At 41.4% G+C, this 17,841-nt stretch carries 12 protein-coding genes; 7 read left to right on the top strand and 5 right to left on the bottom strand.

The genetic code is table 11. From position 1 onward, the window contains the following. Window positions 1–12 precede the first annotated feature (12 nt). Together purL and PHO71_RS15100 are read right to left on the bottom strand one after the other, a co-directional pair. The gene (purL, locus tag PHO71_RS15105) at window positions 13–3,717 is read right to left on the bottom strand and encodes a phosphoribosylformylglycinamidine synthase (RefSeq protein ID WP_300204900.1); all 3,705 of its coding nucleotides are present in this window, start codon (window positions 3,715–3,717) and stop codon (window positions 13–15) included. 396 nt (window positions 3,718–4,113) lie between these two features. Next, on the bottom strand, window positions 4,114–4,548 hold the full coding sequence (locus PHO71_RS15100) for a DUF6078 family protein (RefSeq protein ID WP_300204983.1): 435 nt from the start codon (window positions 4,546–4,548) through the stop codon (window positions 4,114–4,116). A 203-nt stretch (window positions 4,549–4,751) separates the two neighbouring features. Here PHO71_RS15100 and PHO71_RS15095 point away from each other — a divergent pair, with 203 nt between their 5' ends. From PHO71_RS15095 to PHO71_RS15065, 7 genes are all read left to right on the top strand, one after another. Next, the gene (locus PHO71_RS15095; RefSeq protein WP_300204898.1) at window positions 4,752–5,405 is read left to right on the top strand and encodes a LysE family transporter; all 654 of its coding nucleotides are present in this window, start codon (window positions 4,752–4,754) and stop codon (window positions 5,403–5,405) included. Between the two features lie 12 nt (window positions 5,406–5,417). After that, a complete protein-coding gene (locus PHO71_RS15090; protein WP_300204896.1) occupies window positions 5,418–5,963 on the top strand; it encodes a DUF4924 family protein in 546 nt (181 codons plus the stop codon). After that, a complete protein-coding gene (gene rfbD / locus PHO71_RS15085) occupies window positions 5,964–6,812 on the top strand; it encodes a dTDP-4-dehydrorhamnose reductase (RefSeq protein ID WP_300204895.1) in 849 nt (282 codons plus the stop codon). It abuts the gene before it with no gap. A gap of 1 nt (window position 6,813) precedes the next feature. Beyond that, complete coding sequence (locus tag PHO71_RS15080; protein ID WP_300204893.1) at window positions 6,814–8,388, top strand: peptide chain release factor 3; 1,575 nt, start codon at window positions 6,814–6,816, stop codon at window positions 8,386–8,388. Window positions 8,389–8,599: 211 nt separating this feature from the next. Further along, window positions 8,600–8,860: an OadG family protein gene (locus tag PHO71_RS15075; RefSeq protein ID WP_300204891.1), complete on the top strand. Its 261-nt coding sequence runs from the start codon at window positions 8,600–8,602 to the stop codon at window positions 8,858–8,860. Between the two features lie 28 nt (window positions 8,861–8,888). Beyond that, window positions 8,889–10,721 carry a biotin/lipoyl-containing protein gene (locus PHO71_RS15070; protein ID WP_300204890.1) on the top strand — a complete coding sequence of 611 codons (1,833 nt, stop codon included), beginning with the start codon at window positions 8,889–8,891 and terminating at the stop codon, window positions 10,719–10,721. Further along, window positions 10,721–11,956: a sodium ion-translocating decarboxylase subunit beta gene (locus PHO71_RS15065; protein ID WP_300204888.1), complete on the top strand. Its 1,236-nt coding sequence runs from the start codon at window positions 10,721–10,723 to the stop codon at window positions 11,954–11,956. The genes PHO71_RS15070 and PHO71_RS15065 overlap by 1 nt, the downstream gene beginning before the upstream one ends. A 96-nt stretch (window positions 11,957–12,052) precedes the next feature. Here PHO71_RS15065 and PHO71_RS15060 read toward each other — a convergent pair whose 3' ends face one another. The 3 genes from PHO71_RS15060 to PHO71_RS15050 form a co-directional block, all read right to left on the bottom strand. Next, the gene (locus PHO71_RS15060) at window positions 12,053–13,324 is read right to left on the bottom strand and encodes a TolC family protein (protein WP_300204887.1); all 1,272 of its coding nucleotides are present in this window, start codon (window positions 13,322–13,324) and stop codon (window positions 12,053–12,055) included. Window positions 13,325–13,364: 40 nt separating this feature from the next. Continuing rightward, window positions 13,365–16,397: an efflux RND transporter permease subunit gene (locus PHO71_RS15055; protein WP_300204885.1), complete on the bottom strand. Its 3,033-nt coding sequence runs from the start codon at window positions 16,395–16,397 to the stop codon at window positions 13,365–13,367. Between the two features lie 118 nt (window positions 16,398–16,515). Then, on the bottom strand, window positions 16,516–17,568 hold the full coding sequence (locus PHO71_RS15050) for an efflux RND transporter periplasmic adaptor subunit (RefSeq protein ID WP_300204883.1): 1,053 nt from the start codon (window positions 17,566–17,568) through the stop codon (window positions 16,516–16,518). Window positions 17,569–17,841: the final 273 nt, after the last annotated feature.

The raw sequence follows: 17,841 nt of genomic DNA, 5'->3' as shown, positions 1-17,841 counted from the left end.
AGAAAGAATGGCTTACTTAGTTTTTTCTTCCACCCATTTACGAGCATTAACGAATGCTTCTATCCATGGAGTTACTTGGTCACTATTCTTGCGATCTGCAGGGTAACAGCCGTTTTGCCATGGGAAGATTGCACGTTCCAAGTGGGGCATAATAGCCAAATGACGTCCGTCTGCGCTGGCAACTCCTGCAATAGAGTAATCGGAGCCGTTCGGATTGCTAGGATATTCATCATAGCTATATTTAGCAACTACATTATATTTATCTTCATCATATGGCAAAGAGAACTTACCTTCTCCGTGAGCTACCCAGATACCCAACTTACTACCACTCAATGAACCGAACATAACGCTACGGTTGGTTGGAACAGTAACACCCAGGAAGCGGGATTCAAACTTATGAGAATCATTATGTAGCATCTTACCTTTCTTCTTGTATTCAGGATTGATAAGATCAAGTTCCATCATCAACTGGCAACCGTTGCAAACACCTAATGACAGTGTGTCTTCACGAGCATAATATTTATCCAATGCTTCTTTAGCTTTCGGATTGAAGAGGAATGCGCCTGCCCATCCTTTTGCAGAACCCAAAACGTCGGAATTAGAAAATCCACCGCAGTAAACTACCATGTTCACATCTTCCAGCGTTTCACGGCCACTGACTAAGTCTGTCATTGTTACGTCCTTTACGTCAAAACCTGCCAGATAAAGTGAATAAGCCATTTCGCGCTCACCGTTTGTTCCTTTTTCGCGGATGATCGCTGCGCGGATACCACTCGGAGTACGACGATCCGGAGTGATGCCATATTGAGAAAGTTTACCCTTGAATCCCTGCATGAATGCGAATTCAACAGGCTGCATCTTATAGTTTTCAAAACGTTTCTTGGCGCAACCATTCATAGATTGTTTGCGGTCGAGTAGGTAAGAAGAAGAATACCATACATCACGCATATAATCAATACCGAATTGATAAGTAGCGTCATCTTTGGATACAAGAATATGACGCTCATCAGTCGGTTTTCCTAACTTCACGTAGCCTACACCTGCATCTTCCAGTATCTTTTTCACTTCTTCTTTATGCTTGTCGTTGATCTGGATTACGATACCCGGGTTTTCTGCAAACAGAATCTTGATGATATCTTTTTCCTTCATCTTGTCAAGGATGACTTCCAGACCACCCTCTACGTTAGAGAAGCACATTTCAAGCAATGTAGTGATCAAGCCACCGGCTGAAATATCGTGTCCTGCCATAATCAAGCCTTTATTTACAAGTTCCTGAACAGCAAGGAATGCATCACGGAAATATTCAGCATCCTGTACGCAAGGTACTTCGTCACCAACTTTACCTAATGATTGGGCAAAGGCTGAACCACCTAGTTTCAGTTCATCGAAACTGAAATCAATATGATAGAGTGTTGTTTTTTCATTATTTACCAATACCGGAGATACGACTTTCTTCACGTCGGATACTTCTCCACCGGCAGAAACAATTACTGTTCCCGGAGAGATTACTTTTTCTCCGTCAGGATACTTCTGAGTCATGGACAAAGAGTCTTTGCCAGTAGGGACGTTGATTTGCAGTGCACAGCAGAAATCACTCAATGCTTTCACGGCAGTGTACAGACGAGCGTCTTCACCTTCTTGTGAACGGCAAGGCCACATCCAGTTAGCTGATAAAGAAATGCTATCCATGCCTTCAGCCATCGGAGCCCATACTAAGTTAGTCAGTGCTTCGGATACGGAAAGGATAGAACCTGCTGCCGGATCAGCCAATGCTGCTTGTGGAGCGTGTCCGATGGAAGTAGCGATACCTTTTTCTCCACGATAGTCAAGTGCCACAACACCGCAGTCGCTTAACGGTAATTGAAGTTCACCCTGACATTGTTGGCGCGCTACTTTACCTGTGATAGAACGGTCTACCTTATTAGTCAGCCAATCCTTGCAGGCTACGGCTTCGAGCTGCAATACGTTGGTCAGGTATTCATGAAGTTTAGACAATTCGTATTTTGGCATTTCGTAATGACGTTCTACGGTTTTGTCTATCATATATGTCTTTGGTGAAGAACCGAACATTTGGTCTACGGCAAGGTCGAACGGTCGTACACCGTCAGCTTGCTGGAAGGCAAAGCGATGGTCGCCGGTTGTTTCACCGACTACATACATCGGGGCGCGTTCGCGTTCTGCAATCTTACGTACGTGCTCAATAGCTTCTTCTTTAATCAGCAGACCCATACGTTCTTGACTTTCGTTCGCGATGATTTCTTTAGCAGACAGAGTTTTGTCGCCAATCGGCAATTTGCTCATGTCAATCAGACCACCACATTCTTCTACCAACTCGGACAGACAGTTTACGTGTCCTGCTGAACCGTGGTCGTGGATGGAAACTACCGGATTCTCTTCTTCTTCGCAAAGAGCACGAACTACATTATTAGCACGTTTCTGCATTTCGGCGTTTGCTCGTTGTACAGCATTCAATTCAATGCCACTGCTATAACGTCCGGTATCAACAGATGATACAGAACCTCCGCCAAGTCCGATACGATAGTTATCACCACCAATTACGACAACCTTGTTTCCTGCCTCCGGTGTACCTTTCAGGCAGTCACGCTGAGTTCCGTAACCTACACCACCGGCAAGCATGATTACTTTATCGTAACCGTAAACTTCATTATTTTCCTTGTGTTCAAAGGTCAGTACAGAACCGCAGATTAGTGGCTGGCCGAATTTGTTACCAAAGTCAGAAGCGCCATTGGATGCTTTAATAAGAATTTGTTCCGGAGTCTGGTATAACCATTTGCGTACCGGAAGAATATCTTCCCATGAACGATCTTCGTCTGTGCGGGGATATGAGGTGATGTAAACGGCAGTACCTGCAATCGGCAATGAACCTTTACCACCACCCATACGGTCGCGGATCTCACCGCCGGTACCGGTCGAAGCACCATTGAACGGTTCTACGGTAGTTGGGAAGTTATGAGTTTCTGCTTTCAGAGAAATCACACTTTTGATGTCCTTGATCTGGAAAAAATCAGGTTTAGAATGGTCTGCCGGAGCAAACTGTTCCACAACAGGACCTTCGGCAAAGGCTACATTATCCTTGTAAGCAGAGATGATTTTATTCGGATTTTCCTGCGTTGTCTTTTTGATCATCTGGAACAAAGAAGATTCTTGTTCTACACCGTCAATGATAAACGTACCACCGAATATTTTGTGGCGGCAGTGTTCCGAGTTGATCTGTGCGAAACCGAAAACTTCAGAGTCGGTCAGTTTACGTCCGAGGTCACTTTCTACTTTTTTCAAGTAGTCCATTTCATCTTTCGAGAGGGCAAGACCTTCTTTTTCATTGTAAGCCTCAAGATCTTCGATGTGAATGATAGGCTCCGGTTGGCGGTTGGTAATGAAAACATTCTGGTCTAAACCTTTGTACATACGTTGAAGCATTGGATCACGGTCAGCATTTTCATCCTTTACCGGGAAATATTCCTCAATGCGGCTGATGCCTTCAAGTCCCATATTTTGGGTGATTTCAACTGCGTTTGTACTCCAGGGAGTAATCATTTCGCGGCGTGGACCAACGAAACAGCCTTTCAGGTTTTCTTCACTTTCCGTCACGGCTTCTCCAAAAAGCCAGCAGAGTTTATTACTTTCGTCCGGGGTAAGCTGATGGTTGCTCTCTACGGCAATCACGCTCTTGGAAGGGGTTCTGAAAAAAAGAATCATGTTGTATATTTACGATTTTACAATTTACTGAGTTGCGATTAAAGTCACTTGTGTGACTTCTTCTCTTTTTCTTGCCTGCAAAGATAATCAAATTCGTTGGTGGTAAGAAAAAAAAGAAGGAATAAATTCCTATACCTTTTATATATATAGATGTGCCTGTTTCTATACTTTATAAATTTTAGGTCGATAGACTGATATTCATCTGTTATGTAATGCTATATAAAGATATTCTGACAGATATAAGTGTTTGCTGTGATGTTATAAATGCCAGGTTTGTGTCACCTCATTGGCACAACTGTGCCATACCGGTGGCACGATCGTGTCAGTTCGGTGGCATAACTGTGCCAATAAGGTGGCACAAACTTCTTTGCTTTAATGTATTATTTTCTTTGCCGTTTACCAGTCATAATCATCTATATATGCGTCAAATTCTTGTGTTCCTTTCACTCCGTGTTTCTTTAGTATATTCAGTATTACCTGTTGTTCGGAAGGAGATAACAGACGTTCTCCTTTGCGGACACGATAATAAGTTCTACGTCCGAAAGCGCCCATTAGGTAAGGAACGATTCCTTGCATCTGTTTGCGGGAAAGGTTATCTAAAATTTCTATAAAACCTTTGGCATAACGTACTTTTGTGTTGGAACGATAATAAGGACATTCACCTTTTAATGTTGCAAGGTGTCTGGGACTGACAATACACCAATATTTTAAATCTTCCGGTGCGCTCTGTTCAGCCAACTGCCTTAAACAAGTAGTAGCTTTAGGACATTTTGGGTTGAGACACATTTGATACTCAAAAGGTACTACTGAGAAATCAATTTTTTCTTTTATCATGTTAATTTTTTCTTTGGGATTCTGATGTGTATGATATCGTTTTATTTAAATTTTCGAGTAAAAGTAGGTATAATTTTTTGATGTAGCTATTGTAAACTGGAATAAATCCATTATCATTTACAGCGTGACTATTTAAGTATTGTGTGGAAAAAACGTTAATATACTATCCCTGTCTCATAAAAAAGTGCGATATTTGCGACATGATTCAGATAGAAACAATATTCGATATATTAGTTAAAGGCTTTGTTATTGGCGTTGTTGTGTCCGCACCACTTGGTCCGGTGGGGGTTCTATGTATTCAGAGAACGCTAAACAAGGGACGCTGGTACGGATTCGTAACAGGTTTGGGAGCCTCTTTGAGTGATATAGCCTATGCTTTGCTAACGGGTTATGGTATGAGCTTTGTGTTCGATTATATCAATAAGAATCTTTTTTATTTGCAATTATTTGGTAGCATTATGCTACTGCTTTTCGGGTTTTATACCTTTCGCAGCAATCCGGTACAGTCCATTCGTCCGGCTTCGTCCAATAAAGGGTCCTATTTTCATAATTTCATTACTGCTTTCTTCGTCACACTTTCCAATCCGCTGATTATCTTCCTGTTTATCGGATTGTTTGCCCGTTTCGCTTTTGTGCAGCCGGGAGTATTGGTATTCGAAGAGATTACGGGGTATTTTGCTATAGCGCTGGGAGCTTTAGTATGGTGGTTTGGAATTACTTTTTTTGTAAATAAGGTACGTACCCGTTTTAATTTGCGAGGTATCTGGATATTGAATCGTGTCATTGGCAGTATTGTAATGCTGGTATCAGTAGCGGGGCTGATTTATACATTATTGGGTGAATCTATTTACTAATATAAAAAAACTATGAATCAGATAGCGCAACAACTGAAAGAAAAGAATATTGCCGAATACCTTATATATATGTGGCAGGAAGAAGATTTGATTCGTGCCAATCATTGTGCAATAGAAGAACTGGAGGCAAATGTAATTACTCGTTATCCGGAAGAACAGAGACCTGCCATGCGTGAATGGTATGAAAATCTGATTTCGATGATGAACGGGGAAGGAGTGCGTGAGACGGGACATTTACAAATAAATAAGAATGTCATTATTAATCTGACGGAACTTCATAATGCTTTGACTTCTTCACCTAAATTTCCTTTTTATGGTGCAGCTTATTTTAAAGCGTTGCCATTCATCGTAGAATTGCGCAACAAGAACGGAAAGAAAGACGATTCAGAACTGGAAACTTGTTTTGAGGCATTGTATGGTGTATTATTACTCCGTCTGCAAAAGAAGGCGATCAGTGAGGGAACGGCAAAAGCAATAGAAGCCATCAGCAGTTTCCTTTCGATGCTGGCGAATTATTATGAAAAGGAACAGAAAGGTGAATTAAAATTAGAAGAATAAATGAGAATTTTAGTGACTGGTGCCAATGGACAGCTTGGCAACGAAATGCAAGTCCTTGCAAAGGAGAATCCACAACATACTTATTATTTCACAGATGTAGAAGAACTCGATATTTGTAACGAGGAAGCTGTTTGGGCATTTATTGCAGAAAAGCGTATTGAACTTATCGTAAATTGTGCTGCTTATACAGCAGTAGATATGGCGGAAGATAATCAAGAATTGGCTCATAAGCTGAATAGCATTGCTCCCGGAGTGTTGGCTCGTGCCGCTCAATCTAATGGTGCTGCTATTATACAGATTTCTACAGACTATGTTTTCGACGGTACTGCTCATTTGCCCTATACAGAAGATTGTGAACCTTGTCCGGATTCGGTATATGGTTTCACCAAATTGGAAGGTGAACAGGAGGTTATGAATAATTGCGAGAACGCAGTGGTTATCCGTACTGCATGGCTTTATTCAACATTCGGAAATAATTTTGTGAAAACAATGATCCGCTTAGGGAAAGAACGAGATAACCTCGGAGTCGTTTTCGACCAAATAGGAACTCCTACTTATGCAAATGATTTGGCTCGGGCTATTTATACTATTATTAATAAAGGTGTAGTTCGCGGAGTTTATCATTTCAGTAATGAAGGTGTTTGTTCCTGGTACGACTTCACTGTAGCTATTCATCGCCTGGCAGGAGTTGCTTCGTGTAAAGTAAGACCTTTGCACACAGCCGAATATCCGGCAAAAGCAAACCGTCCTGCGTATTCCGTACTTGATAAAACAAAAATAAAAACAATATTCGGCATCGAAATTCCTCATTGGGAGGAGAGTCTGGGACGATGCATCGAGAAATTATAATATGGCAGATAATTCAGAAATACAGAGAAGGCGGACATTCGCCATTATTGCACATCCGGATGCCGGTAAAACTTCATTGACCGAAAAATTATTGCTTTTCGGTGGTCAGATTCAGGTAGCAGGTGCTGTAAAGAGTAATAAAATCAAGAAAACGGCTACTTCCGACTGGATGGAGATTGAGAAGCAACGTGGTATCTCGGTGACGACTTCCGTGATGGAATTCGACTATCAGGATTATAAGATCAATATTCTCGATACTCCAGGTCACCAGGATTTTGCCGAAGATACTTTCCGTACATTGACCGCTGTAGATAGTGTTATCATTGTAGTGGATGGAGCGAAGGGTGTTGAAACACAGACCCGCAAGCTGATGGAAGTATGTCGTATGCGAAATACACCGGTGATTATCTTTGTGAATAAGATGGACCGTGAAGGTAAAGACCCGTTCGATTTGTTGGATGAGTTGGAGGAAGAACTGCAAATACAGGTACGTCCTTTGTCTTGGCCCATTGAACAGGGAGCCCGTTTCAAAGGAGTTTATAATATCTATGAGCAACAACTGAATCTGTACCAGCCTTCCAAGCAAGTGGTTACAGAGAAAGTGGAAGTCGATATTCATACGGAAGAATTGGATAATCAAATCGGGAAGACATTGGCGGATAAGCTGCGCGGTGACTTGGAGCTGATAGAAGGTGTTTACCCGGAATTGGATGTAGAGTCTTATTTGGCAGGAGATTGTGCTCCGGTATTTTTTGGTTCTGCTTTGAATAATTTTGGTGTGCAAGAATTGTTGAACTGTTTTGTGGAGATTGCTCCGAGTCCACGTCCTATACAGGCAGAAGAACGTGAAGTGGAGCCGGATGAAGCGAAATTCACCGGATTTATTTTTAAGATCACTGCAAACATTGACCCGAATCACCGCTCATGTGTAGCATTTTGTAAGATTTGCTCCGGTAAATTTGTGCGTAATGCACCTTATTTACACGTTCGTCATGGAAAGACAATGCGCTTTTCTTCACCTACACAGTTTATGGCGCAACGGAAAACGACAGTCGATGAGGCATATGCAGGAGATATTATCGGTTTGCCGGACAACGGTACTTTTAAGATTGGTGATACGCTGACCGAAGGAGAAATGCTTCATTTCCGAGGTTTGCCGAGTTTCTCACCGGAGATGTTCAAGTATATTGAGAATGCCGATCCGATGAAACAGAAGCAATTGGCGAAAGGTGTTGATCAGTTGATGGACGAAGGTGTAGCTCAGCTATTTGTCAATCAGTTTAATGGTCGTAAAATTATTGGTACGGTAGGGCAGTTACAGTTCGAAGTAATTCAATACCGTTTGTTGAACGAATATAATGCTTCCTGCCGTTGGGAACCGGTAAGTCTTTACAAGGCCTGTTGGGTAGAAAGCGACGATCTCGAAGAACTGGAATCTTTCAAGAAACGAAAATATCAGTATATGGCGAAAGATAGGGAAGGACGGGATGTGTTCCTGGCTGATTCCAGCTATGTACTTCAAATGGCTCAAATAGACTTTAAACATATTAAATTTCACTTTACGAGTGAGTTTTAAGATTTACTACAAATTACATAGATTTGCCAAATTGATGATATAAGATTATGATTTATCTTATTAGAATTGGTGCAAATCTATGTATCTTAAGGTAAAAATGATCTTACGATTTATAGATTTTTATTCCTTTCTTATTTTATTTTATAATAAATTATTGGTAATTTCGAACGCTTTTAAAGCATCGCGACTTAAATAACTAATAATTTATTTTATGGAAAATATCGAAACAGCGATCCTGCTGATGGTGGTCGGAATGGCTACTGTGTTTGTTATTCTGCTGATTGTGATTTATTTAGGTAAATTACTTATTTCCTTAGTCAATAAATATGCTCCCGAAGAAGTGGTTCCTGTAAAGAAGGAAGCACTGAGAGGTGCTGCACCTATTCCGGGAAATATTATAGCGGCTATTACAGCGGCTGTAAATGTAGTGACACAAGGTAAAGGGAAAGTCACTAAAGTAGAAAAATTATAAACGAACAAAAAGTATAACATTGAAAAACATGAAAAGAGAAGTAAAATTTAGTTTGGTTTTCCGAGATATGTGGCAATCTGCCGGAAAATATGTACCTCGTGTGGACCAACTTGTAAAGGTAGCACCTGCCATCATTGAAATGGGATGTTTTGCCCGTGTAGAAACAAATGGTGGAGGTTTTGAACAAGTAAATTTATTGTTTGGAGAAAATCCGAATAAAGCCGTGCGCGAATGGACAAAACCGTTTCATGAAGCCGGTATACAAACACATATGCTCGACCGTGCACTGAACGGACTTCGCATGAGCCCTGTTCCGGCAGATGTCCGCCAACTATTCTATAAAGTAAAGAAAGCACAAGGTACGGACATTACCCGTACTTTCTGCGGACTGAATGATGTTCGAAACATCGCTCCTTCTATCACTTATGCCAAGGAAGCCGGTATGATTTCTCAATGTTCTCTTTGTATCACTCATTCGCCTATTCATACGGTAGAATACTATACCGACATGGCGTTGGAACTTATCAAATTGGGAGCAGACGAGATATGTATCAAAGATATGGCGGGTATCGGTCGCCCTGTTTCATTAGGTAAGATTGTAGCAAATATTAAAGCTGTACATCCTGAAATTCCCATTCAGTATCATAGTCATGCCGGACCCGGTTTCAATATGGCAAGTATTCTTGAAGTTTGTGAAGCGGGCTGTGATTACATCGACGTAGGTATGGAACCTCTTTCTTGGGGTACTGGTCATGCTGATCTGCTCAGTGTGCAGGCAATGTTGAAAGATGCCGGATTTCAGGTACCGGAAATTAATATGGAGGCATACATGAAAGTGCGCAGCATGATTCAGGAATTTATGGATGACTTCCTCGGATTATATATCAGCCCGAAGAATCGTTTAATGAACTCACTGTTGATCGGCCCGGGACTTCCCGGTGGAATGATGGGCAGTTTGATGGCAGACCTGGAATCAAATCTCGAATCTATTAATAAATATAAGGCTAAACACAACCTGCCCTTTATGACTCAAGACCAACTTCTTATCAAGTTGTTCAATGAAGTTGCTTACGTATGGCCACGTGTCGGTTATCCTCCGTTGGTGACTCCGTTCAGCCAATATGTGAAGAACCTTGCTATGATGAATGTTATGGCAATGGAAAAGGGTAAAGAACGCTGGGGTATGATTGCAGACGATATCTGGGATATGCTTTTAGGCAAAGCGGGTCGCTTGCCGGGTGAACTGGCTCCTGAAATTATTGGTAAAGCAGAACGTGAAGGACGTAAGTTCTTTGAAGGGAATCCTCAGGATAATTACCCTGACGCACTTGATAAGTTCCGCAAGATGATGAAGGAAAATAAATGGGAAACAGGACAGGACGACGAAGAACTCTTTGAATATGCGATGCACCCGGCTCAATACGAAGCTTATAGAAGTGGTAAAGCTAAAGAAGACTTTTTGGAAGATGTAGCAAAACGCCGTGCTGAAAAAGATAAATCTCCGCAGGAGGATGCTAAACCGAAAACATTGACCGTACAGGTGGATGGACAGGCTTACCGTGTGACAGTAGCTTATGGAGATGCCGAGCTTCCTGCTACGCCGGCTACTACACCAGCTCCGGTAGGAGAGGGGAAAGATGTGCTTTCTCCGTTGGAAGGCAAATTCTTCCTTGTGAAGAATGCTCAGGAAACTGCTGTACAAGTAGGTGATGCTGTAAAAGAAGGTGATGTGATCTGCTATGTTGAGGCAATGAAGACTTATAATGCGATCCGTGCAGAATTTAGTGGTACGGTAACAGCTATTTGTGCCAATCCGGGAGACACTGTTTCAGAAGATGATGTATTAATGAAGATAGGATAATGAACGAAATATTTGAAAATTTATATGACATGACTGCATTCAGCAATATTATTGCTGAACCGCAGTTCCTGATAATGTATGCCATTGCGTTCGTCCTGCTTTATCTGGGCATAAAGAAACAGTACGAACCATTGCTACTGGTTCCTATTGCATTCGGTGTATTGCTTGCCAACTTTCCCGGTGGAGACATGGGGGTGATTCAGGCTGACGAAAATGGAATGGTGATGGTGAACGGAGCCTTGAAGAACATCTGGGAAATGCCTTTGCATGATATAGCCCACGAATTGGGATTGATGAACTTTATCTACTATATGTTGATTAAAACCGGTTTCCTTCCGCCGATAATCTTTATGGGTGTAGGTGCCTTGACGGATTTCGGACCCATGTTGCGTAACCTGCGTCTTTCTATTTTCGGTGCTGCTGCACAGCTTGGTATCTTTACTGTGTTGTTGGTAGCTATCTTGATGGGATTCACTCCGAAAGAGGCAGCTTCATTGGGTATTATTGGTGGTGCGGATGGACCAACTGCTATCTTTACAACTATCAAACTGGCTCCTCATTTGTTAGGTCCTATTGCAATTGCCGCATATTCTTATATGGCACTTGTTCCGGTTATTATACCATTGGTAGTGAAATTACTCTGCTCTAAGAAAGAATTGAGTATCAACATGAAAGAACAGGAAAAAAAATATCCATCTACTACTGAGATTAAAAATCTGCGCGTATTAAAGATAATCTTCCCAATTGTGGTAACCACTGTTGTTGCACTTTTTGTGCCGAGTTCAGTGCCTTTGATCGGTATGTTAATGTTCGGTAATCTGGTGAAAGAAATTGGAAGTAATACTTTCCGCTTGTTTGATGCGGCTTCCAATAGCATAATGAATGCTGCTACCATCTTCCTGGGCTTGTCTGTAGGGGCAACTATGACAACAGAAGCTTTCCTCAATTGGACGACTATCGGTATTGTGGTGGGTGGTTTCCTTGCATTTGCTCTTTCCATTACAGGTGGCATTCTGTTTGTGAAAGCAGTAAACTTGTTTTCAAAGAAGAAAATTAACCCGTTGATCGGAGCTACCGGACTAAGTGCAGTTCCGATGGCTAGTCGTGTAGCCAATGAAATTGCTCTGAAATATGATCCTAAGAATCACGTATTGCAGTATTGTATGGCAAGTAATATTTCCGGAGTAATTGGTTCGGCTGTTGCTGCGGGAGTACTGATTTCCTTTTTGTCTTGATTTAATTCAGTGTAAATAAAAGTATAGGGCACGGAGTCTTTCTTGTTTTATTCAAGTAAAGAATCTCTGCGCCCTTTATATATGATGAGAGATTTTTTATTCGCTAGTCACTCTTCTATATTCTGCAATTGCCATCTTCTCTGACAGATACGCATTAATCAGGTTGGTATGTGCCTGTGTCCACGATAACTGAGCGGAAAGTACGTCCACCATGTTCGCTTTTCCTTCGTTGTAAGAAAAAGAAACGATATCCAGATTCTCATTGGCTAACTTCATGTTCTCAATAGCAGTTTTCACTTGTTGTTCCGTTTCCGTCAGTTTGGTCAGAGAACCGGAGAGTTCTTCGCTAATATTATCTTCCACATAGCTCTGCTGTAGCTTCTGTATACTGATATAAGCTTTTTGTTGGCGATTCGTTTTAAATCGCGCACCCCAACGGAAAATAGGAATATTCAGGTTAATGCCGAGAATTGGATTGAATGAGACGTCATAACCAAGATTAGGTGTTCCTGTCGCCCAACCACCACTAAAATACATATTTAGTTGGGGATTGAACTGACTGAGTGCCGCTTTACGCTGCGCCTGACTTTTCATTATATTTACTTCTGTACTGGCATAATCAGCACGTTGTTGTAATACGTCCTCCAGTGACAGTATTTGTACAGGTGCCGATGGTATCCCGATAAAGTATAAACTGTCTACCGCTGCATTAGGCTCTTCACCCATCAGAATATTTAATTTTTGTAGTGACAATGTATAGTTTTGACGAGCTTTGATATATTGCAATTCCGCTTCTTTCAACCGTGTGGAGATCATTAGCAAGTCTGTACGACTTATCATTCCATCGTCGAAACGGTCCTGAATAATATCAAATTGCTGTTTGACAATATATTGATATTTGTCAGCAGCCTGAAGCATCGCTTTTGAGGCAGAGGCATTCCAGTAGACGGCATCACTTTGGTAATGGATCTGATCTAAAGTTAGTTCTTGATTGAGTTGGTCCAGTTTTTCGTCAGCTTTTGCAATCTTATGCTGTGCGTTGAGTGCACCACCGGTATAAAGAGGTTGCGAAACAATGAAAACACCTTGATAAGTATGATTGCGATATTCACCCAGCGGCTCATTCCAGGCGCTGAGGTCACTCATGTTCAGCGTTCCATCTGCACTAATATCGATTTTCGGCAGAAAACCGGTATGAGCTATTTTTCTGGCCTCGCTGCTTGCCATCGTTTGAAGCTTTTGCTGTTTCAGTATTTGGCTGTATGCTTCTACTTTATCCCGATAGGCTTCGCGACTTAAATATGGCTCTTGAGCCACAGCTTCGAAACCTATGGATAGTAGTAACAGCGTTATAAGTTGAACTTTCATATTTTTATTTACGATTTTTGCATTTTACAATTTATGATTCTCATCCTTTGATACGCTGAATGGCGCAGTAAGCTACCGGAAGTACGAATAGAGTTAGTGCCGAGGCTACTAATAATCCACCCATAATTGTAGCTGCCATACCACCAAACATGGCATCGAATAATAGAGGCAACATTCCCAGAATAGTTGTTCCTGAAGCCATTGCAACCGGGATGATACGGCTGGTTGTTGCACTGATGACAGCATCCAAAGGTTGTTTTCCGGTCGCAGCTTCCAAATCAATCTGTTCAACTAATACAATAGCGTTCTTGATATTCATACCAATCAACCCGAGAAGACCGAGTATGGAGAAGAAGTCAAATGATTTTCCAAGTACAATTAAGCCTAATACAATACCGATGAAAATCAAAGGTAACATTAGCAGAATCACTATTGGCTTACGGTATGTTCTAAATAGGAACAGCAATGTTACAAACATCAGGAAAAATGTTAGCGGCATATTTTTTGCCAGTGCTTCGTTAGATTCTACTTGGCTTTCCTGTTCTCCAAAATACTTCATTGTGTAACCTTCCGGAACTTGTATTTCGTTCTGTACCTGTGACCATACCTGATTAAAGGCAGTAATAGCATTTATTCCGCGAAGGGGATCACATTGTGCCATCATTACCATTTGTCGGTTGTAGTCTTTTACATTCGAAAAACGATATTGGAAATCAAAATTAGATACTACCTGCTCCAGGCTGGTCGTTTCATTTCTTGCTCCGAACACAGGTAAGGTACGCAAGTCATTGATTTGGAAGGAATCTACAGTGTTGTCTTTCAGTAGAATAGGAAGTACTTGGTCACCTTGACGATATTCTCCCAAAGTCATGCCGGTAGTGCCTATTTGAATACTTTGTGCCATTCCCTGTCGGGATACTCCTAACGGTTGTGCCCGTTCCGGACTATATACAGGCTTCCAAACCGGTATCTTGTTTCCCCACGAATTTCGAACATTAATCAAATTTGGATTCTGATGCATAATTTCTAACGCCTGATTGGTGAGTGCAACCAGTGTATCTGTATTTGGTCCGATAAAGCCGATCTCAATAGCAGCATCTACAGCAGGTGATAACTTGAACAGACTTGTACGTGTGATAGCACTTGGGTAATTGCTTCTCATGTATTCGTCAAAATTCTCTTCATACTCCTTCGTATATTTGCTGTCTGTTAATTCAATAAGAATATTAGCGAAATTCGGTTTAGGACCTACTGAAGTGGAAGCTAGATAATATCGCAGTGGCGTACTTCCGAATGTGATGGAAACTGTCTTCACTTCCGGTTGCTCCTTCAGATGGTCTTCTACTTTTTTCATTTCTTTCACTACATCATTAATACTGTAACCGTCCGGATAAAAAACATCGGCACGGAAGTAAGGTTTATCCAAAGATGGGAAGAAGTTTTGCGGCATTAATCCCATAATGACCAACGATACTATGAAAAGTACCACCATGGCACTGAGGGTAAGCACTTTTTTACGTATCAGTATTCCCAGAATAGATGCAAATTTGTGATAGAAAGGTTTATCATACGGGTCTTTACCTGTTTCGTCCGTTTTTGCTTTTAAGATGAAGTTTCCAAAAACAGTCGTTTGAGTCAAGGCAAGCACCCAACTCAATCCCAACGAAATGGCGAGTACCACAAATAATGGCTTTACAATTTCTGCTACGGCAGAAGGTGCCAGATAAAGCGGTAGAAATGAACATATAGCGATGAATGTAGCTCCGAGTAATCCCCATTGGGGTCCGGTAGCACCATTGATAAGTGCATTCCGTCGATTTACTCCACGGGCAATAGCAATTTGTGCATTGTCCGTCACCACAATGGCGTTATCCACCAACATTCCCATGGCAATGATGAATCCTGCTAATGACGTACGATTCAATCCCACTCCAAAGAAAGACATGATGAGCAATGTACCTCCGATCGAGAAAATTAGCGACGAACCAATCAAAATTCCTGCCCGAAGTCCCATGACAAGCATAATGATGACTATAACAATCAGAATTGATTCTATCAGATTGATAATGAAACCATTGTTGGCCTCATTGGCAATTTCGTTTTCCAGATAGAGACTTTGCAGTTCCAATCCTAAGGGCATCAGAGGTAGTAGTTCATTCAGTTTTACTTTCACGTTTTCACCTGTTTGTACTACATCTCGTTGCGGGTCGGTAGATACACCGATACCGATTGCCCGTTTTCCGTTTACGTGCATAATATTGGACGGAGGGTCCATATAACCTTTTTCAATAACAGCGATATCGCCTAGCTTTACTTGTCCCGCTTTGGTAGTAATGACCTGATTGCGGATGTCGTCCACTGTGGTATACATACCATTAGCAGTAACACGTAATTGTTGTACGCCCGCACGTATCTCGCCGGTATTGATAATCTGGTTTTGCGATTGTAATAAGTTGGCGAGCTGTTTGGGATCAATACCCATACCCACAAGTTTATTGGTGGAAATAAAGATATTGACTACTTCCGTTTGTACTCCGAATAAGGCGACTTTCATTACTCCGTCAGCTGTCACTACTTGGGTTTTAATTCGCTCTGCCCAATTACGCATTTCTTCGTAAGAGAATCCGTCATCTGCCGTCAGTCCGTAGTAAATGCCGAATACATCACCGAAGTCGTCCGAAACCGTAGGACTTGATGCACCTGCAGGAAGCTGTGGCTGAATATTAAGTACCTTACGTCGCAATTCATCCCATTTTTGGGGGATAGAATTAGCTGCAAGTGAAGGTTGTAATTCGAATGTAATTTTAGATAAACCGTACATCGATTCAGATTTAATCTTGTACACTCCACTCATACTTTGTATCTCGCGAGAGATCGGTTCTGTGATAAGCCGTTCAACTTCTGCCGGTTCGGCTCCCGGATAGCGTGTCATGATGACCGCTGATTTGATGACGAAAGGTGCATCTTCTTTCTTTCCAAGTTTCCCGAAGGAAAAAATACCTCCGATAAGCAATACGGCAAGAAAGAAATAGATGATCTTCGTATTATCTAATGAATATTTGGCTAAGTTCATTTTCTTAATGGATAATTGATGATGAGCAATAATTAATGGAAAAATGTAGTGTGCAGAGTGAATAAAAGACAATGAATAGCAATGATATACTATTTAATTCATTGTACTATTTTCATCTTTATTTCTCCATTATTTTAACTTTTTCTCCTTCCACCAGTTGGTATACTCCCGCAATCACAATTTTCTCACCCGGTTTTAATCCCTTGGAAACAAGAGCTTGTGCTTCTCCGGTTGGAGCATTGACGGTCACTTCTCGTTTGTAAACTTTGTCACCTTCAACTACCCATACATACATTTTATTGCCTTCGCTTTCGCCAAAAACTGCGCTCAGCGGAACGATGCTCCAACTATTTTCTACCAATGGACCTACATCAGCAGTAAAACGAATGCTACACGTGAAACCGGGTTTCACAGCATATAAATCACGGTCGAACGATGGATCGTCAATAGTAATACTCACGGGAATTCCTGTTCCTTCAGTGGAAATATCAAGATATTCTTCCAACTTTGCTTGGAATATATGCCCTTTAAATGTATCAAACTCTACCAAAAAACGTGGATCCTTGGCACGAAGCAGATAAAGATAGACATCCGGTATGGTGAATTTAATACGTAAGTTTCGGGTATTGACTAGTTGTACAATTCCTTCACCGGAATTGATACGCTGATAGTTTTCTACCAATCTCTTCTCAATAGAACCATCGAAAGGCGCCGTCAGTTTAGTATCGCGCATATTATTAGCCGACAATTCATATTCCGATTTAGCTCTTTGGTAGTTGGAAAGGCTGATTTCATACTCTTGTACAGAGATAGCCTGACGCGAAAGAAGTCTTTTATTACGCTCTACCTGTGCGGCAGCTGTTTCATAAGCTGACTTTGTAGCAGCATATTGCAATGCGATATCTCGGGGATCAATAGCTGCAATTAGTTGCCCCGTTTTTACTTTTTCTCCTTCGATAACAGGCAGTTTAATAATCTGTCCGCTGACACGGAATGCCAGTTTTACATACTCCACTGCTTCTACGATGCCTGAGAAGTTCTTTTTGATAACTGACCTTGACTCAACCACTGTCGTTTTAACAGGGCGAGATGGCGTTTCTTTCACTTCTTTCTTTTGCTCGCAACCAGCTAACATTATAGCAGCTAGTACGATAACATACTTTCTTTTCATAAATTGTTCATTGTTTGGAGTTTCTCGGTTTTTGTTAGAGAAATAACAACTAGAAAGATAGGTATGTTCAGTGAAAATGTATGTTATTGAATCTAAACAGTATACGAATATGATGATGTGAAAAGAAAAATAGGGTGTGTCATACTCTGAGGCGACCTTATTGCGAGTAACGTATTGTTAATCAACGCTTATATTTGGGCAAAAAACTCAATTCCTACATTAGAGGCTACATATAGCCGTTGAGAACTTGAATTATCTGTTTGGCAAAGGTAC

The organism is Bacteroides sp., from assembly GCF_028690125.1.
Taxonomy (GTDB): Bacteria; Bacteroidota; Bacteroidia; order Bacteroidales; family Bacteroidaceae; genus Bacteroides.
The sequence above is the reverse complement of the archived record's forward strand: the minus strand, read 5'-3'. Positions and strand labels throughout refer to the sequence as shown.

Bases quoted from the DNA above. Each gene is read 5' to 3' on its own strand.
- purL (WP_300204900.1), bottom strand. From the start codon at position 3,717: ATGATTCTTTTTTTCAGAACCCCTTCCAAGAGCGTGATTGCCGTAGAG.
- PHO71_RS15095 (WP_300204898.1), top strand. From the start codon at position 4,752: ATGATTCAGATAGAAACAATATTCGATATATTAGTTAAAGGCTTTGTT.
- PHO71_RS15090 (WP_300204896.1), top strand. From the start codon at position 5,418: ATGAATCAGATAGCGCAACAACTGAAAGAAAAGAATATTGCCGAATAC.
- rfbD (WP_300204895.1), top strand. From the start codon at position 5,964: ATGAGAATTTTAGTGACTGGTGCCAATGGACAGCTTGGCAACGAAATG.
- PHO71_RS15080 (WP_300204893.1), top strand. From the start codon at position 6,814: ATGGCAGATAATTCAGAAATACAGAGAAGGCGGACATTCGCCATTATT.
- PHO71_RS15075 (WP_300204891.1), top strand. From the start codon at position 8,600: ATGGAAAATATCGAAACAGCGATCCTGCTGATGGTGGTCGGAATGGCT.
- PHO71_RS15070 (WP_300204890.1), top strand. From the start codon at position 8,889: ATGAAAAGAGAAGTAAAATTTAGTTTGGTTTTCCGAGATATGTGGCAA.
- PHO71_RS15065 (WP_300204888.1), top strand. From the start codon at position 10,721: ATGAACGAAATATTTGAAAATTTATATGACATGACTGCATTCAGCAAT.
- PHO71_RS15060 (WP_300204887.1), bottom strand. From the start codon at position 13,324: ATGAAAGTTCAACTTATAACGCTGTTACTACTATCCATAGGTTTCGAA.
- PHO71_RS15055 (WP_300204885.1), bottom strand. From the start codon at position 16,397: ATGAACTTAGCCAAATATTCATTAGATAATACGAAGATCATCTATTTC.
- PHO71_RS15050 (WP_300204883.1), bottom strand. From the start codon at position 17,568: ATGAAAAGAAAGTATGTTATCGTACTAGCTGCTATAATGTTAGCTGGT.